At 66.3% G+C, this 24417-nt stretch carries 20 protein-coding genes; 13 read left to right on the plus strand and 7 right to left on the minus strand.

Annotation, left to right across the window (positions count from 1 at the left end; all coding sequences use genetic code 11):
• Window positions 1-104: 104 nt before the first annotated feature.
• Window positions 105-1718, plus strand: coding sequence for an alpha-glucosidase family protein (locus AC5P8U_RS14290; RefSeq protein WP_111007895.1), 1614 nt, complete (start codon window positions 105-107; stop codon window positions 1716-1718).
• Window positions 1719-1996: 278 nt separating this feature from the next.
• On the opposite strand, the gene AC5P8U_RS14295 is transcribed toward AC5P8U_RS14290, so the two are convergent.
• Window positions 1997-4750: a TonB-dependent receptor gene (locus tag AC5P8U_RS14295; RefSeq protein WP_088496551.1), complete on the minus strand. Its 2754-nt coding sequence runs from the start codon at window positions 4748-4750 to the stop codon at window positions 1997-1999.
• 275 nt (window positions 4751-5025) lie between these two features.
• Window positions 5026-7080 carry a glycoside hydrolase family 97 protein gene (locus AC5P8U_RS14300; RefSeq protein ID WP_495214205.1) on the minus strand — a complete coding sequence of 685 codons (2055 nt, stop codon included), beginning with the start codon at window positions 7078-7080 and terminating at the stop codon, window positions 5026-5028.
• Window positions 7081-7317: 237 nt separating this feature from the next.
• Here AC5P8U_RS14300 and AC5P8U_RS14305 point away from each other — a divergent pair, with 237 nt between their 5' ends.
• From AC5P8U_RS14305 to AC5P8U_RS14325, 5 genes are all read left to right on the plus strand, one after another.
• Entirely contained in the window at window positions 7318-9507 is a 2190-nt protein-coding gene (locus AC5P8U_RS14305) for a glucosidase family protein (RefSeq protein ID WP_439426669.1), read from the plus strand.
• A complete protein-coding gene (locus tag AC5P8U_RS14310) occupies window positions 9504-10991 on the plus strand; it encodes an MFS transporter (protein ID WP_439426670.1) in 1488 nt (495 codons plus the stop codon). The genes AC5P8U_RS14305 and AC5P8U_RS14310 overlap by 4 nt, the downstream gene beginning before the upstream one ends.
• The gene (locus AC5P8U_RS14315) at window positions 10991-12706 is read left to right on the plus strand and encodes an alpha-amylase family glycosyl hydrolase (protein WP_072168642.1); all 1716 of its coding nucleotides are present in this window, start codon (window positions 10991-10993) and stop codon (window positions 12704-12706) included. The genes AC5P8U_RS14310 and AC5P8U_RS14315 overlap by 1 nt, the downstream gene beginning before the upstream one ends.
• A gap of 121 nt (window positions 12707-12827) precedes the next feature.
• The gene (locus tag AC5P8U_RS14320; protein WP_072168643.1) at window positions 12828-13214 is read left to right on the plus strand and encodes an SseB family protein; all 387 of its coding nucleotides are present in this window, start codon (window positions 12828-12830) and stop codon (window positions 13212-13214) included.
• Between the two features lie 141 nt (window positions 13215-13355).
• Entirely contained in the window at window positions 13356-13673 is a 318-nt protein-coding gene (locus tag AC5P8U_RS14325; protein ID WP_072168644.1) for a hypothetical protein, read from the plus strand.
• Between the two features lie 111 nt (window positions 13674-13784).
• On the opposite strand, the gene AC5P8U_RS14330 is transcribed toward AC5P8U_RS14325, so the two are convergent.
• Window positions 13785-14816, minus strand: a complete 1032-nt coding sequence (locus AC5P8U_RS14330) for a LacI family DNA-binding transcriptional regulator (RefSeq protein ID WP_053496894.1) — start codon at window positions 14814-14816, stop codon at window positions 13785-13787.
• A gap of 291 nt (window positions 14817-15107) precedes the next feature.
• Between AC5P8U_RS14330 and AC5P8U_RS14335 the strand changes: the two genes are divergently transcribed.
• Complete coding sequence (locus AC5P8U_RS14335) at window positions 15108-15680, plus strand: single-stranded DNA-binding protein (RefSeq protein WP_043034165.1); 573 nt, start codon at window positions 15108-15110, stop codon at window positions 15678-15680.
• Window positions 15681-15803: 123 nt separating this feature from the next.
• Here the strand turns inward: AC5P8U_RS14335 and AC5P8U_RS14340 are convergent, their stop codons facing one another.
• Window positions 15804-16715 (minus strand): LysR family transcriptional regulator, encoded by a 912-nt coding sequence (locus tag AC5P8U_RS14340; RefSeq protein ID WP_072168646.1) that lies wholly within the window; start codon window positions 16713-16715, stop codon window positions 15804-15806.
• A 98-nt stretch (window positions 16716-16813) separates the two neighbouring features.
• On the opposite strand from AC5P8U_RS14340, the gene AC5P8U_RS14345 reads away from it, so the two are divergent.
• The 6 genes from AC5P8U_RS14345 (at window position 16814) to AC5P8U_RS14370 (ending at window position 22072) form a co-directional block, all read left to right on the plus strand.
• Entirely contained in the window at window positions 16814-17140 is a 327-nt protein-coding gene (locus AC5P8U_RS14345) for a nuclear transport factor 2 family protein (RefSeq protein ID WP_072168647.1), read from the plus strand.
• Entirely contained in the window at window positions 17137-17919 is a 783-nt protein-coding gene (locus AC5P8U_RS14350; protein ID WP_061479191.1) for an SDR family oxidoreductase, read from the plus strand. The genes AC5P8U_RS14345 and AC5P8U_RS14350 overlap by 4 nt, the downstream gene beginning before the upstream one ends.
• Before the next feature lie 210 nt (window positions 17920-18129).
• Window positions 18130-19026, plus strand: coding sequence for a hydroxypyruvate isomerase family protein (locus tag AC5P8U_RS14355; RefSeq protein ID WP_181503437.1), 897 nt, complete (start codon window positions 18130-18132; stop codon window positions 19024-19026).
• Between the two features lie 27 nt (window positions 19027-19053).
• A complete protein-coding gene (locus tag AC5P8U_RS14360) occupies window positions 19054-20739 on the plus strand; it encodes a GMC oxidoreductase (RefSeq protein WP_134972169.1) in 1686 nt (561 codons plus the stop codon).
• Complete coding sequence (locus AC5P8U_RS14365; RefSeq protein ID WP_088496559.1) at window positions 20739-21314, plus strand: gluconate 2-dehydrogenase subunit 3 family protein; 576 nt, start codon at window positions 20739-20741, stop codon at window positions 21312-21314. Before AC5P8U_RS14360 ends, AC5P8U_RS14365 begins: the two co-directional genes overlap by 1 nt.
• Window positions 21314-22072 (plus strand): 3-keto-disaccharide hydrolase, encoded by a 759-nt coding sequence (locus AC5P8U_RS14370; RefSeq protein WP_072168651.1) that lies wholly within the window; start codon window positions 21314-21316, stop codon window positions 22070-22072. Before AC5P8U_RS14365 ends, AC5P8U_RS14370 begins: the two co-directional genes overlap by 1 nt.
• Window positions 22073-22082: 10 nt before the next feature.
• Here AC5P8U_RS14370 and AC5P8U_RS14375 read toward each other — a convergent pair whose 3' ends face one another.
• The 3 genes from AC5P8U_RS14375 to AC5P8U_RS14385 are packed head-to-tail and all read right to left on the minus strand — an operon-like array spanning window position 22083 to window position 24408.
• Window positions 22083-22379, minus strand: a complete 297-nt coding sequence (locus tag AC5P8U_RS14375) for a c-type cytochrome (protein WP_005415640.1) — start codon at window positions 22377-22379, stop codon at window positions 22083-22085.
• An 18-nt stretch (window positions 22380-22397) separates the two neighbouring features.
• On the minus strand, window positions 22398-23264 hold the full coding sequence (locus tag AC5P8U_RS14380) for a sugar phosphate isomerase/epimerase family protein (RefSeq protein ID WP_088496560.1): 867 nt from the start codon (window positions 23262-23264) through the stop codon (window positions 22398-22400).
• Between the two features lie 19 nt (window positions 23265-23283).
• The gene (locus AC5P8U_RS14385; RefSeq protein WP_188241195.1) at window positions 23284-24408 is read right to left on the minus strand and encodes a Gfo/Idh/MocA family protein; all 1125 of its coding nucleotides are present in this window, start codon (window positions 24406-24408) and stop codon (window positions 23284-23286) included.
• Between the last annotated feature and the right edge of the window lie 9 nt (window positions 24409-24417).

Genomic DNA, 24417 nt, shown 5'->3' on the forward strand with positions numbered 1-24417 from the left:
ACGTATGCAGGTTGCGCCATGCCCGCGAGGCCACCGCTAAGCTTGCCGGATCAGGATTTCGGCCCGCTGCCGGCGGGTCCCGCATGCCCGGAGGGGGGCTGTCGATGTCGCACTATCCATGGTGGCGCGGAGCCGTCATCTACCAGATCTACCCGCGCAGTTTCCTCGATGCCAACGGCGATGGGGTGGGCGACCTGCCGGGCATCATCGAGCGCCTGGACCACATTGCCGCGCTGGGCGTGGATGCGATCTGGATCTCGCCGTTCTTCAAGTCCCCCATGGCCGATTTCGGCTACGACATCGCCGACTACCGCGACGTCGACCCGCTGTTCGGCAGCCTGGACGACTTCGACCGCCTGCTGGCCAAGGCCCACGGCCTGGGCCTGAAGGTGATGATCGACCAGGTGCTGAGCCATACCTCGATCGAGCATGCCTGGTTCCGTGAGAGCCGCCAGGACCGCAGCAATCCGAAGGCCGACTGGTACGTGTGGGCCGACCCGCGCGAGGACGGCACCCCGCCGAACAACTGGCTGTCGCTGTTCGGTGGCGGCGCCTGGCAGTGGGAGCCGCGCCGTGAGCAGTACTACCTGCACAACTTCCTGGTCGACCAGCCGGACCTGAACTTCCACCACCCGGACGTGCAGCAGGCCACCCTGGACAATGTCCGTTTCTGGCTCGATCGCGGCGTGGATGGCTTCCGCCTGGATGCGATCAACTTCTGCTTCCACGATGCGCAGCTGCGTGACAACCCGCCCAAGCCGGCGGAGAAGCGGGTGGGGCGCGGCTTCAGCCCGGACAACCCGTACGCCTACCAGTACCACTACTACAACAACACCCAGCCGGAGAACCTGCCGTTCCTGGAGCGCCTGCGCGCGCTGCTGGATCAGTACCCGGGCGCGGTCAGCCTGGGCGAGATCTCTTCGGAGGATTCGCTGGCGACCACCGCCGAGTACACCCGCGATGGCCGCCTGCACATGGGTTACAGCTTCGAGCTGCTGGTGGATGACTACAGCGCGGCCTATATCCGCGACACGGTCTCGCGGCTGGAAGCGGCGATGACCGAAGGCTGGCCGTGCTGGGCGGTGTCCAATCACGACGTGGAGCGGGCGGTCAGCCGCTGGGGCGGCCACCCGGCCGATCCGCGCCTGGCGCGGATGCTGGTGGCGATGCTGTGCTCGCTGCGCGGCTCGGTCTGCCTGTACCAGGGCGAGGAGCTGGGCCTGGCCGAGGCCGAGGTACCGTTCGAGGCACTGCAGGACCCCTACGGCATCACCTTCTGGCCGAACTTCAAGGGCCGTGATGGCTGCCGCACCCCGCTGCCATGGACCGATGCGCCGTTAGCAGGTTTCACCAGCGGCCAGCCCTGGCTGCCGATTCCGGCCGAGCACCGGGCGGCGGCGGTGGCCGTGCAGGAACGCGACCCGCACTCGGTGCTGGCGGCGTTCCGCGCGTTCCTGGCCTGGCGGCATACCCAGCCGGCGCTTCTGCATGGCAGCATCAGATTCCTTGAAAGCGCCGAGCCTGTGCTGCTGTTCGAGCGTATGCTTGCAGATGAAACCCTCCTGCTGGCCTTCAACCTGTCGGCCGAGGCGGTGACCCATCCGCTGCCGCCGGGCAACTGGCAGCAGGTGGCGGTACCGGGCCCGGATGCGGGCACGGTGCAGGGCAACGAACTCCAGCTGCCGCCGCGCGCGGTGTATTGCGCCCGACGCAGCTGACCGTTTTCTCCGGTGGCGGTACTTGCGGGGACGGGGCCGAAGCGCCCCGTCCCTTTTTTGTGGGTGGGATTCCAGAGAACGGCATCCACGCATGGCGTGGATCTACGGGTTGGAACGTCGCTGCATGGGCCTTGCCGATCACGTGCTGGCATCCGCGCATAAGAAAACCCGCTGCCTGCGCAGCGGGCTTCCGGTCCTGCTCCCTTTGTGTTGCCGGCCAGCGGCCGGCGCTACCGGATTCGGGGTGCCAGCCAGCGGCCGGCACGACCCGGCCGTGATCAGAACTTGTAGTTCACGCCCAGCATGTAGGTGCGGCCCCACTCGATGTACTCCAGCGGGCGGTCCTTGCTGCCGGCGTAGGTGCGGTACGGCTCGTTGGTCAGGTTGCTGCCCTGCAGAAGCAGGGTCAGGCCACGCAGGGCACTGCTGTCGCTGAAGGTGTAGCTGATCTGCGCATCGGTCACGTTCTCGCCGACCACGTAGCGCAGGCTGCGGTTGCCGTTGAAGTTGCCGATCTCGCCGATGAAGTCCGAACGGCGGCGCTGGCTCACCCGTGCCTCGAAGCCGCTGCGCTCGTAATACGCGGTGAAGTTGTACACGCGCTTGGACAGGCCCGGCAGGCTGATCGGATCACTGCCCACGCTGGAGGCGCTCTCCGGGTCCAGGATGGTGATGTCGCTCTTGTTGAAGGTCGCGCTGGCCTGCACGCCGAAGCCACGCAGGCTGTCGGTCAGCATCTCCAGCGGGAACGATGCGGTCAGTTCGAGGCCCTTCAGCGTGCCGCCCTTGCCGTTCTGCGGGGCGGAGAAGGTGCCGGTGGTCAGCACCGGTGCATCGCCTGGCTGAGAAACCCAGTTGGCCACTTGATCGCTGAAATCATAACCATCAATTGTCTGCGTATAGACGTAACTCTTCAGGTCCTTGTAGAAGATCGCCGCCGCCACGTAGGCCTTCTCGCCGAAGTACTTCTCGTAGGACAAGTCGACCGCGGTCGCACGCCAGGGATCCAGCAGAGGGTTGCCGCCACTGGCCCCGGGCTTGCCGGTTTCTCGGGCAACACCAAAGTCCAGACCGGCACGCATCTGATCCACGCGCGGGCGCGCGACTTGCTTGGCGACGGCGAAGCGAAGGGTCTGCTGGTGCGGGAAGAGGAATGCCAGGTTCAGGCTCGGCAACCAATCGTTATAAGTTTTCCCGCTGGCGATAGGAAGAACGTTCTCGCCCGCTGGGCGGGAGCGGTCAAAGTAGCGCGAATCCGAACTCTGGTCGGTGTGCTGCATCTGCACGCCGATGTTGCCGCGCACGCCGACGTCGCCGATGTCGGCGTTGATGTTCAGGCGCGCCCAGGCGGTGGTGATCTTCTCCTGTACCGTCCACGACTTGGGAATCAGGTAGTCCAGGTTGTCGACCGGGTTGAAGGTCATGTAGCGGCCCACCGCGGCCGGTACGTTCCAGGCCGGGATGGTGCCGAGGCCGGCGAAGCCCAGGTTGACCGGGCGGTACTGCAGGTCCGAGGCGATGTTGGCGTCGCCCTGCGCACCCAGCAGGATGTTGCCTTCGGACTGGGTCTTCACCTTGCGGCGGTCGGCGTAGTTCACGCCGATGTCGATGTCCGGCGCCCACGACGCGACGGCGTCGGGCAGGGCGATGGTGGCGGCCAGCTTGCCACCCTTCAGGCGGTCTTCCACCTTCGGCACCTTGCCGTAGCCGGAACCATAGATGGTGTTGGTCAGGAACAACGCATCCGGGTTGGAGTAGTTCAGGCCCGGGCTGATCTGCGAGAAGCCGTCCTGGCGGATCGACACGCCGACCGTATCCAGCTGCGGCATCGGCGTCAGCTGCAGGTTGTTTTCCAGGTTCAGCTCGTCGCGCGTGGCCTTGGAGTAGTTCAGGTCGGCGACCAGCTTGACGCCACTGAAGTTGAACTCGTTGTTCCAGCCGAACGCGTCGATCTTGTCCTTGCGCTTGTTGTACATGCCGCGTACCAGCGGGTACACGCCGCTGGCGGTGCCGCCAGTGAACGAACCATTGGCGTTGACCTGCGGGTTGCTGACCAGCAGGCCCGGGGTGTAGTTGCCGTTGTAGTTGCTGAGGTTCAGCTCGAACTGGTTGGCGGTGTCGATCTGCTCGGCTTCGGTGTGGAACGCATCGAAGGTGCTGGTCCAGCTGTTGTTCGGCCGGAACTGGATCGTGGCCATCACGCCGTCGCGCTTGTTGTTGCCGGTGCGGCGCAGCGCCTTGATGCCATCGGAGAAGTAGGTGCCGGCACCCACGCCCGGACGGTCGCCCTTGTCGGTGTGCTCGGTGGTCCACGGTTCGTACAGGCCGACCTGGTTCTCCTGGATCGGCATGTCGCTGTGCGCATAGCCGATGGCGATGCCCAGGGTCTTGTCCAGGAACTGGTCGATGTAGCTGGCGCTGAAGCGGTTGCCGTACGGATCGGTGTTGGCGGCGCGGCCCAGCGAGCTCTTCTGGTAGCGGCCACTGACCGCGATCACGCGCTCGCCGAAGCTGAGCGGGCGCGCGGTCTGCATGTCGATGGTGCCCGACAGGCCCTGGCCGACCAGTGCCGCGTCAGGGGTCTTGTACACGGTCACGCCGTTGACCAGTTCGGACGGGTACTGGTCGAACTCGACGCCACGGTTGTCGCCAGTGCTGACCACTTCGCGGCCATTGAGCAGGGTGGTGGCGAAGTCCGGCGACAGGCCGCGGACGCTGATCACCTGCGCGCGGCCCGCCACGCGCTGGGCGGCCAGGCCGGGCAGGCGCGAAATGGACTCGGCGATGCTGACGTCGGGCAGCTTGCCGATGTCTTCGGCGGAGATCGCTTCGACCACCGAGGTGGCGTCCTGCTTGACCGCGATCGCGCTCTCGATGCCGCGGCGGATGCCGGTGACCTGCACCGTATCGAGGTTGGTGGCGGCGGTGCCGGCCGGTGTGGTGGTGTTCTGCGTGGACTGTGCCGACGCCAGTGTCGGCGCCAGGACAACGGCCAGCGCGATGCTCAGCGCGCTGCGCTTGTGGTTCAACATTTTCCCCTCCCAGGCAATGTTGCAGATCGATTTGTGAGCGTTCCGGCGGGGCCGTGAACGTGCGACGCGGTGGCCGCTGTCGTCGCCGCTATGGTAGGCAGCGCGTTCTTCGCGGGAATCACCCTGCATACGTATTCAATGGCGTCTGCAGGGATGTAATCGCTTTCAAGTGTCTCGTTCTGTAGAGCCGAGCCCATGCTCGGCTGCATTTCGGTGCTACGCACCGCCGCCCGAGCGTGGGCTCGGGCGCTACGGGGGCGCAGGCAGGAAAACGTTCAGCGGATCGGCGTGAAGCGAATGGCCTGGCCACCGCCGGGTGCCAGCACCAGCGTCAGTGCATCGGCGCTGGTCACTTCGCGGGTTTCGCGAACGAACGCGAACGGGTTGCTGCGGAAATCTGCGCCTTCACCATCACGGTAGATCTCGGCGCGGTAGCGCACGCCAGGTTCCAGGAAGCCCAGTGACACCGGCAGCACGCGGCCGTGTTCATCGGTGATGCTGCCGAGGAACCAGTCGCGGCTGTTGCGGTCGCGGCGCACGATCGTCACGTAGTCACCCACTTCGCCATCGAGCACGCGGCTCTGCTCCCAGTCCACCGCCACGCCCTCGATGAAACGGAACGCCTCGCGATGCTGCAGGTAGTGTTCGGGCAGGTCGGCGGCCATCTGGATCGGGCTGTACAGCACCACGTACAGCGCCAGTTGGCGGGCCAACGTACTGGGGATGGCCTGGCCGTGGCGGCCCTTCAGGCTGAGGATGCCGGGGGTGTAGTCCATCGGCCCGGCCAGCATGCGGGTGAACACCAGGTTGACCTCGTGCTCCGGCGGGTTCGGTGGCTGGCCCCAGGCGTTGTACTCCATGCCGCGTGCGCCTTCGCGCGAGATCCAGTTGGGATAGGTGCGGCGCAGGCCGGTGTCCTTGATCGGCTCATGCGGGTTCACCGACAGGTGCCGGCGCGCGGCTTCCTGCACCACCTTCAGATGGTGGCGGGCCATGAACTGCCCGTCATGCCACTCGCGCCACAGTGGGCCCCCCGTGGGATTGCGGCGGTCGACCTGGCCGTCGTCGCAGACGTAGCCGGTCTTGAACTGGTCCACGCCCAGCCGTGCGTACAGGTCCAGCGCGGCGTCCAGCTGGGCCTCGTAATGTTCGATGGCGCAGCCGGTTTCATGGTGGCCGATCAGGTGCACGCCTTTCTTCAGGCCATACGCCGACAGCGCTTCGATGTCGAAATCGGGCGTGGCGCGGGTGAAATCGAAGTCGTAGCCATTGCCCACCCACATGCCGTCCCAGCCTGGGTTCCAGCCCTCCACCAGCACGCCGCGGAAGCCGTGCGCCGCGGCGAAGTCGATGACTTTTTTCGTCTTGGCGGTGGTGGCCGCGTGCTTCGGCCCGGTCGCCCAGCTCTCGTTGTCCAGGTGCATCGACCACCACACGCCCAGGTACTTGGCTGGCTTCACCCAGCTGACATCGCCCAGCGCGTTGGGTTCGTTGAGGTTGAGGATCAGGTCCGATTCGACCAGGCCGCCGGCACGGTCGGCGATCTGCAGCGTGCGCCACGGCGTGGCGAAGGGCAGGGTGCGGCGCACCTTCCAGCCTTCAGCCGAGGGCGACAGCTGCGCGCGCAGGCGCTGCCCCTCGCTGTGGCGCAGCCACATGCCGGCGTAGTCCACCAGCGCGGCCTCGTGAATGGCCACATGCAGGCCATCGCGGCTGCGCAGGGTCATCGGCGTATGCACCAGCGGTACTTCGCGCAGCGGGGTGCGCTGGTACAGGTACTCGTAGTGGATCGGCTCGCCGGCGGGGATCCACCAGGCGGTGGAGTCCTGTGCGATGGCGAACTCGGTCAGCTCGTCATCGATGATGGCCTCGTGCAGATTCGGCTGTTCGGGGAATACGTAGCGGAAGCCAAGGCCATCGTCGTAGACGCGGAACACTATATCCAGCCGGCGCTTGCTGCCGGTGGTTTCGGCCAGCTGCACGATCAGCTCGTTGAAATGGTTGCGGGTGAGCCGGCGTTCGCCCCACGGCTGGTCCCAGGTGTCATCGACGCTGCGCCGCTGCTGGCCCAGCAGAGTGAAATCGCGGTCCAGGCGACCGTCGCGCAGGGCGAAGCCGAGCTTCGAATCCTCCACCACAGTGTCGCCCAGGCGCTCGACCCGATAGCGGGCCGTGCCGCCGTCCAGCACCAGGCTGACCTTCAACACCTTGCCCGGCGATTCGACGCTGGCCACCTGGGGCGCGGCCTGTACCAGCGTGGCCCATCCGATCAGGGCCAGGCCCAGCATGTGCGCGAATACCGCGCGTACAGCAGTGGGTGACATCGGCAATTCCCCTCCCAAGGCGCCGTTGGCAGACCCAGACCATAAGCCAGCGCGTCGGGTGCGCTACCGCGCGACGCCATGAATACGTATGCAACTGGACGCAGCCGACAGCCCCGCGTCTACCATGGCGCCAGGGCACCTTGAGGGAGGGGCCGCGCCCGCCCGCCGGCAACGACGGTGCGGACCTACAACGCGTGCAGAGAGGGAGGGAGGCCGACGGGCGCGAGCCGGTCCGCCGCTTCGATGCTGAAGATCATTTGCCTGACCGCTGCCCTGGGGGCAGCGCTGGGGACGACCGCGCAGGCGGCCGACCTGCAATTCGACGGCCGCCATGCGCGCGCCGAAGCCGCTGCCAAGGGCAGCTTCGTGCTGCATGCGCCGAAGCGCGAGGTGCGCATCGCGCCGATGCCGATGCGCTGCCAGACCGGCAGCGTGATGTTCGATGCCCTGTTCGCACTGGCCCAGCAGGAGATGGACCAGGACCGCGTGGATGCGATCCGTGATCCCGCCTTCGACGAAGGCCGGCCGGTGCCCTGCGAGTGCTTCCAGACCGGCGCGCGCTGGCCCTATGTGTGGACGCGCGATGTCAGCTTTGCCGCCGATCTGGCGCTCGCACGCCTGGACCCGAAGCGCACCCGGCAGTCGCTGCAGTTCAAGCTGTCGGCGGCGCGCGATGGCCATACGCCCGGCCTGTTCGTTGCGCAGGACACCGGCTCCGGCGGCAGCTGGCCGATCAGCAGCGACCGCGTGGTGTGGTTCCTGGCCGCGCGTCACCTGCTGCAGGATCGCGCGTTTGCCGACCAGGTCTGGCAGGCGCTGCAGGCCACGCTGGCGCAGGACCGCGCGATGGTGTTCGACGTGCAGATGGGCCTGTACCGCGGCGAGACCTCCTTCCTGGACTGGCGCGAGCAGACCTATCCAGACTGGACCCGCGAGGATGTGCGTTTCATCGGTGATTCCTACGCACTGTCCACCAACGTGCTGCACTACCAGGCACTGCGCCTGGCCGAACGCCTGGCCGGGCAGCACGGCGATGCCCGCGCGGCCGACTACAAGGCCTGGGCCGATGCATTGGCGCAGCAGATCGATGCGCGCTTCTGGCGCGAGGATATCGGCCAGTACATGAGCTACATCGGCGAAGCCGCGCACCCGGTACCGTACGCCAAGGTCGATCTGCTCGGCCTCTCGCTGGGCATCCTCGCCGAGGTGCTGCCGCCCGAGCGCGCGCGGCGTGCGCTGGCGGCGTATCCGATGGGCCCGGCTGGCAGCCCGGTGGTCTGGCCGCAGGAAGCACAACAGCCGATCTATCACAACCGGGCGATCTGGCCGTTCGTCAGTGCCTACTCGCTGCGTGCGGCGCGGCAGCTGGACGATGCGCCGCGCATCGCCGCCGAGATCCGCTCGCTGATGCGCGGTGCCGCGCTGGCCGGCTCCAACATGGAGAACTACGAACTGGTCACCCAGGCCGTCCATGTGGATGAAGGCGCGCTCAGCGGGCCGGTGGTCAATTCGGAGCGCCAGCTGTGGTCGGTGGCTGGATATCTGTCGATGGTGGTCGAGGGCGTGTTCGGCGTGCAGGACGATGGCCGCGTGCAGCCCAAGCTGCCAGCCGCGCTGGTCCCCGAACTGTTCGGCAAGCAGCGCCGCATCTCCCTGGAGGCCGATGGCAAGCGCTATGTGCTGGAGCGACCGAAGCAGGTGGGTGATGGCCTGCTGGTGGCGGGCGAGGTAAAGACGCGTGGTGCCACCACCACCGTGCAGCTGGTGGCCACCGCAGCGGCACCGCGCAGCGTGGCGACGACGGCCGACGCCAATGCGCGCGCACCGGCCACGCCGGCCGCACCGCAGGCGCGACGCGAGGGCAGGGGCTGGAATGTCGAGGTCGCTGCCGGCCAGGTGCTGTGGCAGGACGGCCGGGCGCTCACCGCCAGCAATGGCCTGGCACGCATCGGTGACGATGGCCTGCAGCATTGCCTGAGCCTGACCCGGCGCGACGGCGCATTGGAATCGCTGCACAGTCCGATGGTCTGCGTCGGTCCGCAGCAGCGATTGAAGGGTGCCGAGCGCTGGCAGTTCACCTCGGCCAAGGCGGGGCAGGTGCGCCTGCGCCTGCAGTACAGCAACGCGAATGGGCCGATCAACACGGGCGTGACCGCCGCGGTGAAGCAGCTGGTGCTGCAGTGCCCGGGCCAGCCGTTGCAGCGGCACACCGTCACCCTGCCGCACAGCGTGGCCGTGCAGGACTCGACCTCGGCGACGTTTCCGGTGCCGAAGGGCCGATGCGCGGTCACGCTTGAAGAGGGCTTCAACATGAGCACACTGCAGCACTTCGCGCACTACACCGGGGGCAAGGGCGGGCGCGACGGCGTGCTCAACCAGGCGCAGGTGCAGGCGCTGACGGTGGCGCCCGTGGCCGTAGAGGGCGCGCGATGAATCGCCCCGCCAAACCCCAGCTGTCGTTCTGGCAGATCTGGAACATGTGTTTCGGTTTTCTCGGCATCCAGTTCGGCTTCGCCCTGCAGAATGCCAACGCCAGCCGCATTTTCGAGACGCTGGGCGCGGACATCGACGCGGTACCGGGGCTGTGGATCGCCGCGCCGCTGACCGGCCTGCTGGTGCAGCCGGTGATCGGTTACCTGTCCGATCGCACCTGGACGCGCTGGGGGCGGCGCCGTCCGTTCTTCATGATCGGTGCGGTGCTGACCACGCTGGCCCTGCTGGTGATGCCGAATTCACCGACGCTGTGGATCGCGGCCGGCACGCTGTGGGTGCTCGATGCCTCGATCAACGTATCGATGGAGCCGTTCCGAGCCTTCGTCGGCGACCAGCTGGCGCCACGCCAGCGTCCGGCCGGCTATGCGATGCAGAGCTTCTTCATCGGTGTGGGCGCCATCGTCGCCAGCTTCCTGCCGTTCATCCTGGCCCATTTCGGCGTTGCCAATACGGCCGCCGCCGGTGAGGTGCCGGACACCGTGCGCTATGCGTTCTACTTCGGCGCGGCGGTGCTGCTGGCGGCAATCACCTGGACGGTGGTCAGCACCCGCGAATATTCACCAGCAGAACTGGCTGCCTTCGATGATGCCGAGCCGCCGGCGCATCATGCGGGAGCGGTGATCGACGGCCCGGCGCCATGGACGCGGGTGGCCCTGTGGCTAGGGCTGGGTGTGCTGTTGGCGCTGCTGATCACCTGGCGGCAAGGCGACAGGATGCTGTACGTGCTGGCAGGCCTGTGCGCCGGCTACGGCCTGCTGCTGGCGGCCGCGCGCGTGTTGCCGGCCACGCATATGCTGGCCGCCATCGTCGGCGACCTGCGCGCGATGCCGGTGACCATGCGCCGCCTGGCGTGGGTGCAGTTCTTCTCATGGTTCGCGCTTTTCGCCATGTGGATCTACACCACTGCTGCGGTGGCCGGTACCCACTTCGGTTCGACCGATCCACAGTCGGCGGCCTACAACGAAGGTGCCAACTGGGTTGGCGTGCTGTTTGGCGCCTACAACGGCTTCGCTGCGTTGGCGGCGGTGCTGATTCCACCGATGGTGCGTGCGATCGGCCTGCGCTGGAGCCACCTGGTCAACCTGTGGCTGGGCGCTGCCGGCCTGGTCTCGCTGATGTTCATCCGCGACCCGCACTGGCTGCTGCTGTCGATGGTGGGTGTGGGTTTTGCCTGGGCATCGATCCTGTCGTTGCCGTATGCACTGCTGTCCGACAGCGTGCCTGCGTCGAAGATGGGTGTGTACATGGGCATCTTCAATTTCTTCATCGTGATCCCGCAGCTGGTGGCGGCCAGTGCGCTTGGCTTTGCCCTGCGCGCATGGCTGGGTGGCCAGCCGATGCATGTGCTGGTGCTGGGCGGCTGCAGCCTGTTCGTCGCCGGCCTGTGCGTGCTGCGGGTTCCGTCCCGTCCGGAGGTGGTGTGATGCGTGGTGTCCTGGCTGTTGCCGTTTCCCTTGCCCTGTTCGCCGGCCAGGCCGTGGCCACGCCGCGCCCGGACTACGTCGGCACCACCGAACCGTTCGCCAGCGATGCGGTGTACTTCGTGGTCACCGACCGCTTCGTCAACGGTGATCCATCCAATGACCATCGCGACCAGGGTGGCGCGCACCGCACCTTCGACATCCCGGTGCCATGCCCGGACAAGGTGGACGGCAACATTGGCTACCTCGGCGGCGACTTCCGTGGCGTGCTCGACAATGCGCAGTACATCCGCAACCTGGGTTTCGGCGCGGTGTGGATCACGCCGATCATCGACAACCCCGACCAAGCTTTCACCGGCAGCAAGCCGATCAGCTGCACCAGCACGCTGACCGACCGCGGCAAGACCGGCTACCACGGCTACTGGGGCATCAACTTCTACAGACTCGATGAGCACCTGCCCAGCAGGGACCTGGACTTCGCCGGACTGACCAAGGGCCTGCACGGTGCCGGCCTGAAGGTGGTGCTGGACATCGTAGGCAACCACGGTTCGCCGGCCTGGACCATGCCGACACGGCAACCGCAGTTCGGTCAGATCTTCGACAAGGATGGAAAGTTGATCGCCGACCACCAGAACCTGCCGCCGCAGAAGCTGGACCCGGAGCACAACCCGCTGCACGCGTTCTACAACAACATCGGTCCGGTCGACAGCAAGGACGGCTCGATCTTCGACGGCAACCTGGCCGAGCTGTCCGACTTCAACCAGGACAATCCGGCGGTGATGGATTACCTGGTCGGCGCTTACCTGCAGTGGACCGCGCAGGGCGTGGACGCATTGCGCATCGACACCATCGGCTGGCTGCCGCACCCGTGGTGGCATGAATTCGTCAAGCGCATCCGCGCCGAGCATCCGGGCATGTTCATGTTCGGCGAAGCCTTCGACTACAACGCGGCGACCATTGCCGAGCACACCTGGCCGGCCAACGCCAATGTCAGCGTGCTCGACTTCCCGTTGCGCGGTGCTCTGGAGCAGACCTTCGGCACCGCCGGCAAGGGCTTCGAGACGCTGGCCGAGCCGCTGCACCTGAGCGGTGGCCCGTATGCCAATCCGTACGAGCTGATGAGCTTCTACGACAACCACGACATGCCGCGCCTGCAGGCCAGTGACAACGGCTTCATCGACGCGCACAACTGGCTGTTCACCGCGCGCGGCATTCCGGTGGTCTATTACGGCTCGGAGACCGGCTTCATGCGTGGCCGCGCCGAGCACGCAGGCAACCGTGCCTACTTCGGCCAGCCGAGTGTGGACGCTGCGCCGCAGAGCCCGATCTTCGCGCCGCTGCAGCGCATCGCCAAACTGCGTGAAGCGACCCCGGCACTGCAGCGTGGCTTGCAGGTGAACGAGCGCCTGCACGGCGACGAAGCGGTGTTCCTGCGCGTGCTGCAGCAGGAAGATCTGGCGCAGACGGCGCTGGTGCTGCTGAACAAGGGCGATGTGGCGCGCACCTTCGAGGTGGATCGCTACCTGCAGGCCGGCACGTGGCGTGACGCGCTGGATGGCGGCACGGTGAAGGTCGAGCGGCAGCTGAAGACTAACGTGCCGGCGCATGGGGTAAAGGTCTATGTGCTGGACGCCACCGTGCAGCAGCCGGCACTGCAGGCCGAACTGGACAAGGCGATGGCTGACCAGCGGGCACGGGACCAGCGCCTGGGGCGGTAGTGCCGGTCGCTGGCCGGCAACTCATGAATCCATGGTCCCTTCAGGTGCCGGCCAGCGGCCGGCACTACCGGGGGGACCACATCCGGCACAATAGGCACCCCTCACGCCGTGCCGCACCGCCATGACCGACCTCGCCCCGCAGACCCCGATCGAAACCCTGCTGAAGGCGGCGATGGACGGGGCGGTGCCGATCCGCGCCTTCATGGAAGCCTTCGTCGCCTCCGAGGTGGTGCTGCAGACCGGCAGCCTGGTGACCCCCGACGGCAGCGGCTTCGACCCGCTGCTGTTTGACAAGCAGGGCACCCTGCACGTGGCCGTGTTTACCGACCCATCGCGGGTGGGCATCTACAGCCAGCAGGCCGAACACCAGATCCGCTGGCTGATGCTGGACGTGCTGCGTCGCGTGCCGGGTGGCTACGGCGTGGTGATCAACCCCGGCACCGCGCTGGGCTTCGAGATCTCGCCCAGCGGCGTCGGCGAGATCCTGAAGGACTTCGCCCAGGGTTGATTGTCATGTAGAGCCGAGCCCATGCTCGGCTGCCGTTCGCGCCATGCCGGATCAGTCGAGCACGGCCCGACCCTACAGAACGCTTCCCTTCGGGTGCAGTACGTGGTTCCTTTTGGATAACACCAGGATCGAGGCTCTGCTGTGGAATTGAAGGAATTACCTGTCGGCTCACCGGCACGATCACGCCATTCCCGCTCCGCACTGATCTTCCTGATCGCAGCCATCGTTGCCGCGCTGGTGTCCGTGCCCCTGCTGCGCGCGGTGGGCATCGTGCAGTGGCCGGCATTCGCCATTGCCTGGCTGATCAACCTGGGTTCGGCCTGGTATCTGGCCCAGTGGGCACGCCAGCAGGGCCGTTCGGCGTGGGGCTACGGATTGCCGGCGGTGCTCGGTACCGTCGCTTCGATCGTGGTCTATGTGCTGTTGGCGTTGCTGGGGCCGAAGGCCGGGGCACGCTGAACCTGCGCGCCTGTCGCGGGTAGTTTGCCGAGCACGGCTCGGCACTGGCACTAGGGTAAGACCAAGCCAAACAACAAGGGCGAGGCCAAGAGCGATCCCGCCCTGCGGCGCCTACCCGCGCAGGGATGATTCGCGCACGACCAGCTTCACCGGGATGCTCTGGCTGTCCACCGGCTGCCGCCCGATCAGCGCCAGCAGGCGTTCCACCAGCAGCTGCCCGGCCTGCTTGGTGTCCTGCTGCACCGTGGTCAGCGCCGGGGACACCGAAGCGGCCAGCGGGATGTCGTCGAAGCCGGTCACCGCCACGTCCTGCGGCACCCGCAGTCCGGCCTCGCGCAGGGCGCGCATCGCACCGATGGCGATCAGGTCGCTGGCCGCGCAGATCGCATCGATCGGCTCTCCGCGCGCCAGCAGGGCCTGGCAGGCCTCCTGGCCGGAGGCCTCGGTGGTGATCGCATCGTGCTGCAGCGCCGGTTCGGCGGCCAGGCCGTGGTCCTGCAGGGCCGCGACATGGCCGCGGTAGCGCTCCTGGAATTCGGGGTAGTGGCTGGAGGCATGGCCAAGGAAGGCGATGCGGCGGCAGCCCTGCAGCAGCAGATGGGTGGTGATGTCATGCCCGCCCTGGAAGTTGTCGCTGCCGATCGAGACACCGGGCTGGCCGGGCAGGGCGGCGCCCCAGCGCACGAAGTGCGTGCCCTGTTCGACCAGCCGCTGCAGGCGGTCGCGCGATTCGTGGTAGTCACCGTAGCCGAGCAGGATGATGCCGTCGGCCTTGTTGCTGTCTTCGTAATCTGCCTGCCAGTCGGTGGACAGCTGCTGGAACGACACCAGCAGGTCCTGCCCGTGCAGGGCGCAGGCGCGGGTGATCGAGCCCAGCATCGAATGGAAGAACGGGTTGATCAGCGAATCGTCGTTGGTCGGGTCCTCGAAGAACAGCAGGGCCAGCGTGCCGGCATTGCGCAGGCGCAGGCTGGAGGCGTTCTTGTCGACCTTGTAGTTCAGCTCGCGGGCGATGCGCAGGATGCGCTCGCGGGTCTCGGCGTTGACCATCGGGCTACCACGCAGGGCCCGCGACACGGTCGGCTGGGAGACCCCGGCCAGGTGGGCGATGTCGAGGGAGGTGGCTTTGCCTTTGATCGTCATGGGCGGGCGGAGCGGGCAGGTGGAAGGTGCCCGGGCATGATGCCATGCGCAGACGCGAATGCCTCTCTGGACGTCGGTCGGGGCGAAGGTAAGTCATTGCCGGACAAGGAAATCAGCCTGATCCTTCGGTGCGGTCGGGGTCTCCTGACCGGGCGGACGGCGGCGGCAATGGTAAGATGCGTCGTTCTCGCATTCCCCAAAATTTCACCAGGGGCGGCCCAGCGTACTGCACCCCGCCCGGGGCTGTGCTATCACTGGCGGTCTGCCCCTGGACAACGGACGAAGGTACCTATGGCGCGCGGCATCAACAAAGTCATCCTGGTCGGCAATCTCGGCAACGACCCGGACGTGAAGTACACCCAGGGCGGCATGGCGATCACCCGCATCAGCCTGGCCACCACCAGCGTCCGCAAGGACAAGGATGGCAACCAGCAGGAGCGCACCGAATGGCACCGCGTGGTGTTCTTCGGCAAGCTCGGCGAGATCGCCGGCGAGTACCTGCGCAAGGGCAGCTCGGTCTACGTCGAAGGCAGCCTGCGTTACGACAAGTACACCGGCCAGGACGGCGTGGAGAAGTACTCCACCGATATCATCGCTGATGAAATGCAGATGCTGGGCGGCCGCGGTGAAGGCGGCGGCGGTGGTGGCGGCAACTACGGCGGCGATCGTCCGCAGCGCCAGCAGGCGCCGCGCCAGGAGTACGGCGGCGGTGGCGGCGGCCAGCGTGGTGGCCAGGGCGGTGGCTATGGCAACCAGGGCGGCAACCAGGGCGGCGGCTACGGCAACCAGGGTGGCAACCAGCGTCCGCAGCCGCAGCAGGCGCCGCCGATGGACGACTTCGCTGACGACGATATTCCGTTCTAAGCGCATCTTCGGTGCATCCCGACAAGGGCTCCTGGCATGCCTGCCTGGGGCCCATGTCGTTCTTGAGGCACTGCCGGGATCCTGTTGTCCGGCGGCGGCCGATGCGGACGTTCCTCGATGTTGTCACCGATTACCGAACACGCCCTGGTCCAGCAGGCAATCAATGAACGCACCCAGCAGGGCGGGGCGGTGCCGCCTGTTCGGGTAGTAGAGAAAAAGCCCGGGGCGCGAGACCGACCAATCCGCCAGTACCCGCACCAGCAATCCCTGGGCCAGCAGTTCCCCCACGCGATCCTGCTCGAAGTGATAGGCGATTCCGAGGCCGGCCAGTGCCGCCGCAATCCCGACGTCAGCGTGATTGGTGACGACAGGACCGTCCACGGCGACCTCCAGGTGGCGGCCTCGCTTCTTGAACTCCCATCGGTACTGCCTGCCGTCACTCTGCAGCCGCCAGTTGATGCAGGCGTGATCCTGCAGGTCCGCCGGAGTTCGCGGCGTTCCACGGCGTGCGAGGTAATCCGGTGACGCCACGGCCACCATGTTCAGGTCGGGAGTGAGGCGGATGGCCACCATATCCTTCTCGAGCTGCCCACCCACGCGGATGCCTGCATCAAACCGCCCACTGACGATGTCGCTGAGCGCGTCGTCGACCACGATGTCGACAACGACATCAGGGTAGGCCTGGTGGAAGCGGGCAAGCCGCGGGGCAATCAGTGTTCTTGCGGCGATGCCCAGCGTATTGATGCGCAGGGTCCCGTTGATCCGTCCGCTCGCTTCGCTGGTTTCAGCGACCGCTACCGCCAACTCCTGGAACAGCGGCGCGATGCGCGCGTACAGTCGTCCGCCACTTGCCGAGGGTGCCACGCTTCGTGTTGTGCGATTCAGAAGGCGGGTGCCGAGACGGCCTTCCAGTTGACGGATGGTCTGGCTCAGGGCCGAGGGCGATACCCCCAGATGTTCCGCCGCCCGCGCGAAGCTCTGACGTTCCACTACCGCCACGAAGGCCTTCAGTTCAGCGAACTCGGATCCGCGCATTATGTAAGATTCTTGACATAACCCATTCGGATTATAGGGCATTCACTTAACCGACCTGCGTGCACATCCTGAGCGCCTCACCACTGCAGGAGCCAGGAATGAATGCGTTGACTCTCCCAGAACCCATCGCCGCGTACTTCGCGGCCGAACATGACCCCGAAGTGCTGGCGCGTTGTTTTGCCGCCCAGGCTGTGCTGAAGGACGACGGGCACACCCTCGTCGGCGTCGACGCCATCAAAGCCTTCCTGGCCGAGGCATCCGCCAAATACAGCGCCACCAGCGTGCCGAGCGCCATCGAACGGCAGGGGAAACACCACGTTGTCCGTGCCATCGTGAGCGGCAACTTCCCCGGCAGTCCGATTCTGCTGAGCTACCGTTTCGAACTGGAACGGGGCCTGATCGCATCGCTGGAGATCACCGCATGAGCTTCGATCTTCAACTCGGTGGCCTGCGGGCCGTGGTGACCGGCGGCACGGCCGGTGTGGGGGCGGCCGTGGTCAGGACCCTTGCCGAGGCCGGGGCCAGGGTGATGACGTCGGCGCGCAGCCTGCCGGCACGCCCGGTGGAAGGAGTCGCCTACGTAGCCGCCGATCTGTCGACGGCCGAGGGCACCGGCATTTTCGCCCACGCCGTGCTGCAGGCATGGGGCGGCGCAGACATCCTGGTCAATGTGCTGGGGGGATCAAAGACACCTGGCGGCGGCTTCGCAGCGATCAGTGATGCGCACTGGCTTGCCGAGCTGAACCTGAATCTGATGCCGGCGGTCCGTCTGGATCGTGCCTTGCTGCCATCCATGCTCGCGCAGCGCGCTGGCGTGATCATCCACGTCAGTTCGATCCAGCGCATGCTGCCTCTGCCGGAGTCCACCACCGCGTATGCCGCCGCCAAAGCGGCACTCACGACCTACAGCAAGTCGCTTTCACGAGAGGTCACTCCCAAGGGCGTGCGGGTGTTGAGCGTAGCGCCGGGCTGGATCGAGACAGAAGCATCCCGGGAATTTGCAGAGCGGATCGCGGCAGAAGCGGGAACCGATTATGAAGGTGGCAAGAGGCTGGTCATGGACTGGCTCGGCGGGATCCCGGTGGGACGGCCCGCGGCACCGCAGGAGGTGGCCGATCTGATTGTGTTCCTGGCGTCTCCCCGGTCGGCGTCGATTGCCGGAACGGAGTATCGGATCGACGGCGGCACGATTTCGACGCTGTAGCCAACAGGCGTCGTCCTGCTCCCACCGCCAGAAGGAAAGCCTCGCTCACGCGGGGCTTTTGTTTTCCAGGTCGGCTGCGGAGTTGTGCCTCGCAGCATTGATTTTCGTGCACTGCGACTTGCAAACACACAAATTCCTCCCCTATGGTGCAATCGATTGCATTGCAGTGAATCCTCAGTGTTTGATGTCGGTTGGGAGGCCGGCAGGTGGATGTCCATCCATTCGATCAGACCGGCCCCGGCGATGGGCATCACGCGACGCGACGCGCTACGCCTTGCGGTTGCCGGCGGCATTGGCCTGGGGGCTGCAGGTGTGCTCCCTGCATTCGCCGCCGATGCCCCCCTCAAAGGAAACCTGAAGCACGCCGTCGCCCGCTGGACCTTCCCGCAGCTGTCGGTCGCCCAGCTCTGCACGACGGTGAAGGACATCGGTTTCGCCGCGATCGACCTGGTCGGTCCCGAAGACTGGCCCACGCTGAAGGCCCACGGCGTCTACAGCTCGATGTGCAACGGCGCGGAGCTGGGCCTGACCAAGGGTTTCGCCGGCCGCGAGTTCCACGACCAGCTGGTGGAGCGCTACACGCGGCACATCGACCTGGTCGCCGATGCCGGCTACCGCAACCTCATCTGCTTCTCCGGCAACCGCAACGGTATGGACCCGCAGGATGGCATGGCCAATGCCGAAGCCGGCCTCAAGCGCATCCTCGGGCATGCCGAGAAGCGCGGCGTGGTGCTGGTGATGGAGCTGCTCAACTCCAAGGTCGATCATCGCGACTACCTGTGCGACCACTCCGCATGGGGTGTGGAGCTGTGCCAGCGGCTCGGCTCGGACAATTTCGGCCTGCTCTACGACATCTACCACATGCAGATCATGGAGGGCGACATCATCGCCACCATTGGCAAGCACCACGCCTGCTTCAAGCATTACCACACCGCAGGCGTGCCCGGCCGGAACGAGATCGGAGACCAGCAGGAGCTCAACTATCCGGCCATCTGCCGCGCGATCCGCGACACCGGTTTCAAGGGGTATCTGGCGCAGGAGTTCATGCCTGCCGCGCCCGATCCCGTTGCTTCATTGCGCGAGGCGATCCGCCTCTGCGACGTCTGAAACGATATCCACCCAGGTGAGAGACCCATGGCAGATAATCACTACGACGCCATTGTTGTTGGCTCGGGAATCAGTGGCGGCTGGGCAGCGAAGGAGCTGACCGAGAAGGGCCTGAAGGTCCTGATGCTGGAACGCGGGCGCAACATCGAGCACGTCAAGGACTACGTCAATGCGATGAAGGAAGCGTGGGACTTCCCGCATCGCAACCGGCCGACGCAGGCGATGAAGGCCGCTTTTCCGGTGCTGATGCGCGACTACGGCCTCGCCGAGAACCTGGAAGGAATGTGGGCCAACGAGCAGGACTCACCCTACATCGAAACCAAGCGTTTCGACTGGTTCCGCGGCTACCACGTCGGTGGCCGTTCGCTGTTGTGGGGCCGTCAGAGCTACCGCTTCTCCGACCTGGATTTCGAGGCGAACCTCAAGGAGGGCATCGCCACCGATTGGCCGATCCGCTATGCCGACATCGCGCCGTGGTACGACCATGTGGAAAAGTTCGCCGGCATCGCCGGCACGCGCGAGGGACTGGACGTGCTGCCGGATGGTGAGTTCCTGCCGCCTATCCCGTTGAACATCGTCGAGAAGGACGTGGCCGCGCGGATCAAGAAGGCCTTTGGCGGCACGCGGCACATGATCCACTCGCGCACGGCCAACATCACCCAGCCGATGCCCGAGCAGGGGCGCGTGAACTGCCAGTATCGCAACAAGTGCATTCTGGGCTGTCCCTTCGGTGCCTACTTCTCGACCCAGGCGGCGACGCTGCCAGCGGCGATGAAAACCGGCAACCTGACCCTGCGCCCGTTCTCGATCGTCAAGGAAGTGCTCTACGACAAGGATCGCAAGCGCGCGCGTGGCGTGGAGGTGATCGACGCCGAGACCGGGCAGACCTACCAGTACACGGCCAAGGTCATCTTCCTCAACGCATCGTCCTTCAACTCGACCTGGCTGCTGATGAACTCGGCCACCGATGTCTGGGAGGGGGGGCTGGGTTCTTCGTCGGGCGAGCTGGGGCACAACGTGATGGACCATCATTTCGGTGCAGGCGCCTCGGGCCGGGTCGAGGGCTACGAAGACAAGTACTACTTCGGCCGCCGTCCCTGCGGCTTCTACATTCCGCGGTTCCGCAATGTCGCCGCCGACAAGCGTGGCTACCTGCGCGGATTCGGCTACCAAGGCGGTGCCAGCCGCACCGGCTGGTCGCGCGAGATCGCCGAGCTGAACATCGGTGCCGACCTGAAGGAAGCGCTGACCGTGCCCGGTGACTGGCGCATCGGCATGACCGGGTTCGGTGAGATGCTGCCGCACCACGACAACACGATCCGCCTGGACCGCGAGCGCAAGGACAAGTGGGGGCTGCCGGTGCTGGCGATGGACGTGTCCATGCGCGCCAACGAACTGGCGATGCGCAAGGACATGGCCGCCGATGCCGCCGAGATGCTGGAGGCGGCCGGGGTCAAGGACGTGAAGATGCACGACAACGACTACGCCCCGGGCAAGGGCATCCATGAGATGGGGACTGCGCGTATGGGACGGGACCGGAAGAGCTCGGTATTGAACGCGCACAACCAGGTCTGGGATGCCCCCAATGTGTACGTCACCGACGGTGCCTGCATGACCTCCAGCGCCTGCGTGAATCCGTCGCTGACCTACATGGCGCTGACCGCGCGCGCGGCCGACCACGCGGTACGCGAACTGAAAGCGGGGAACCTGTGATGGATCGCCGCGAACTGCTGAAGATGATCGTCGCCGCCACCGGTGCGGCCATGGTCGGCCTGCCTGCGCTGGTGCAGGGCAAAGCGCCAGCGGCCGGGGCGATGGCCGCGTTCTCCGATGCCGAAATCAGCACGCTGGACGAGATCGCCGAGACCATCCTACCGCGGACCCGGACACCCGGGGCGAAGGACGCGGGCGCCGGTGCGTTCATGGCGACGTTCGTCAGCGACTGCTACACCGCCAGGCAGCAGGCGGTGTTCCGCGCCGGGCTGGCGGACATCGACAAGCGCGCCGGTGGCCGCTTCGTGTCGCTCACGGCGGAGGCGCGCACCGGATTGCTGCGTACACTGGATGCCGAAGCCAAGGCGCGCAATGCAGACGTGACCGAAACTGGAACGCCCGAAGAGGGCGAAGCCATGCCGCATTACTTCACGATGATCAAGCAGCTGGCCATCTTCGGCTTCTTCACCTCCAAGGTCGGTGCGACCGGGGTGCTGCAGTACGTCGCCGTGCCGGGGCGCTACGACGGTGACCTCGCCTATGTCCCCGGCACACCTGCCTGGGGGACCAGCTGATGGACACCAACCTGATGATCCGCCCTGCGTTGATCACCGCCGGCCTGCTGGCCGCTGCATCTGCGTTCGCACAGGACAGTGCCGACGCTGTGCGTGACCCGAAGAAGACGGAAGTGTGGACCCCTGTGCCCGCGACCGTGGCAACGCCACCCGGCAAGGCACCGTCCGATGCGATCGTGCTGTTCGATGGCAAGGATCTCTCCGCGTGGGAATCGGAGCAGGGTGGCCGCGTGCCCTGGAAGGTTGCCGGAGGCGCCATGACGGTTGTTCCGGGCAGCAAGGGCATCCGTACCCGGCAACCCTTCTGCGATGTCCAACTGCATGTCGAATGGCGTACGCCCACCGAAACGAAGGGCTTCGACGGCCAGAACCGGGGCAACAGCGGGATCTTCCTGCAGGGACTGTATGAGTTGCAGGTACTCGACAGCTACCACAACCCGACCTACGCCAATGGCCAGGCGGGTTCGATCTACAAGCAGGCCATGCCACGGGTGAACGCCTCGCGCGCACCGGGCCAGTGGCAGGTCTACGACATCCTCTGGAAGGCCCCGCGCTTCTCGCCGGGCGGCGGCCTGACGTCGCCCGCACGGATCACCGTGCTGCACAACGGCGTGCTGGTACAGGACGACACCGTGCTGGCGGGCAGGACCGAATACATCGGTGCGCCTTCGTACGCACCGCATGGGTGCGCGCCGCTGTATCTGCAGGAACATGACTCCAAGGTCAGCTACCGCAACATCTGGGTGCGCGAGCTGTAGCGCCCACCCGCTACTTCGCCAGGTAGCTGGCGATGTCATCGATCTCCTGCTGTGACAGCTGCGGGAAGGGGGGCATCAGACCGCCGCCCTTCCTGATCCTGTCCTTGACCTGGGCGGGCTGCAGCCGCTTGCCGACATCGGTGAGCGCCGGGAACGTCGGCGGTACACCGGTGCGTTCAGCACCGTGGCAGGCGGTGCAGTGCTGGGCGTAGAGTTTCGCGCCGGCGGCCGGGTCGTCCTTGGCCCACGCTGCCGTCGCAACGTTCATGCCGCCCAGGGCCACGGCCACTGCCAGGATCATTTTCATGTGGGGCTCCTTGATGCGTCAGCGGTGGGCACGGGTGGGCAGGTTGGTGGTCAGGTGTTCACGCAGGTAGTCCGCGCCGGCCTGGATGACCTTGGCCGGGTCGCGTGGCTGGTCGTGTTCGACGATGTACCACTGCACGCCAGCGGTGGCGGCGGCCGGCAGGATCGCGTCCCAGTCCAGCACGCCCTGGCCGACCGCAGCGAATCCACCTTCGTCTTCGGCCTCGCCCTTGGGCGCATTGTCCTTGGCGTGTACCGCAAATATGTGGCCGCGGAACTTGCCAAGCATCACGGCCGGGTCCAGGCCCGCGCGCGCGACCCAGGCCAGGTCCAGTTCGGTCTGCAGCTCGGGGCCGGCGGCGTCGAACAGCAGCTCCAGTCCGGTCCTGCCATTGAAGTCGACCAGCTCGAAGTCGTGGTTGTGATAGGCCAGCTGCATCCCCTTGCCGCGCATCTGCTTGGCAATCCGGCCCAGCTCCCGGCCCAACGCGGTCCAGCCGGCGGCATCGCGCGGACGGTCCTTCTGGTCCAGATAGGGCACCACCAGCGTGCTGTTGCCAATCGAGCGGTTGAAGGCCACCACGGCATCCAGGTTGTCGCGCAGCTCGGCCAGCTGAACGTGCGACGAAACCGCTTTGATCGAGTAACGGTCCAGCAACTGTTTCAGCTCCGCAGCGCTTGCATTCTGCGTACCGACGGTCTCCACCGCACGCACGCCCGCGTCGTGGACGATCTTCAGCTGTTGGTCAAGCGGGCCGGCGTTGCGCAGCGTGTACATCTGCACGGCGATGGGCTTCTGCGCACCGGCTGTGTTTCCTGCGAAGGCGGGCAGGACTGCGAGCAGCAGCAGGACGAGGGTTGCAGTTCTACGGACAGGGATGTTCATCAACAGATCCTCCCGGGATTCAACCGATGGTGGTCCAGGTGCGTGACCTGGCCGATGCAATGACACGATCAACGATCCGCGCCGAGCGCAGGCCGTCTTCGAAGGTGGGCAGGCCCTGCGGCCGCTCGCCTTCAATGGCGCGATAGGTGTCGGCCACGAACGCTTCGAAGCACTGCCCGTAGCCCTGTGCGTGCCCCGCTGGCAGCGGCGACAACCGGCGTTGTTCGGCACTGCCGGCGCCCGGGCCGCGCACGAAGATTTCCTCGCGCTGCTCGGGCAGGCCGATCCACAGCCGCTCGGCATCCTCCTGGTTGAACGCCACGCTGGCGTTGGCGCCGTCGATCTCGAACCAGAGCCGGTTGTGGCGTCCGGCCGAGACCTGGCTGACCGTCAATGACGCCAGCGTGCCCGCGCCGGTCCTGAACATCGCTGCGGCCACGTCCTCGCTCTCGACCGCTTGCTTTGCGCCGTCTGTCGCCGGCGTGCTGAAACTCTGGGAGGTGGTTGCGCTGCGCTCGGCGATCACTGTGGCAAACGCCGCGTTCACTTCGGCGAAGCACTCGCCGCTGACCCATTCAACCAGGTCGCACCAATGCGACCCGATGTCAGCGAACACGCGCGATGTGCCACCCAGTGCAGGGTCAACCCGCCAGTTGTTGCTGGCCGGGTCCAGCAGCCAGTCCTGCAGGTAGCTGCCATGGATCAGGTGCAGTGGCCCCAGATCGCCCTGCGCGATGCGTGCGCGTGCCTCGCGGACCACCGGGTGGTAGCGGTAGACGAAGGGGACGGTGGCGACCAGTCCGGTCGAGGCGGCCAGCGCCGCCAGCGCCTGCGCATCGTCCAGCGTCGTCGCCAACGGCTTCTCGCAGATCACGTGCTTGCCGGCGTCCAGTGCGGCCTGCGCCATCGCGCGGTGCAGGTGGTTGGGCGTGCAGATGTGCACGACCTGTACCTGGGGATCAGCGACGACGTCCTCGATATCGCGATAGGCGCGCGGGACATTCCACGCATGCGCCACCTCGCGCGCGCGCTGCGGCGACGAGGCGGCCACGCCGCGCACCTCGGCGCCAGCCAGCAGTGCCGCGCGGCGATGCACCGCGCCGATCATGCCGGTACCAACGATGGCGATTCCAAGCAGGGGCATCGGCCGGTC

Source organism: Stenotrophomonas sp. YJH_SMC_81 (genome assembly GCF_059370875.1).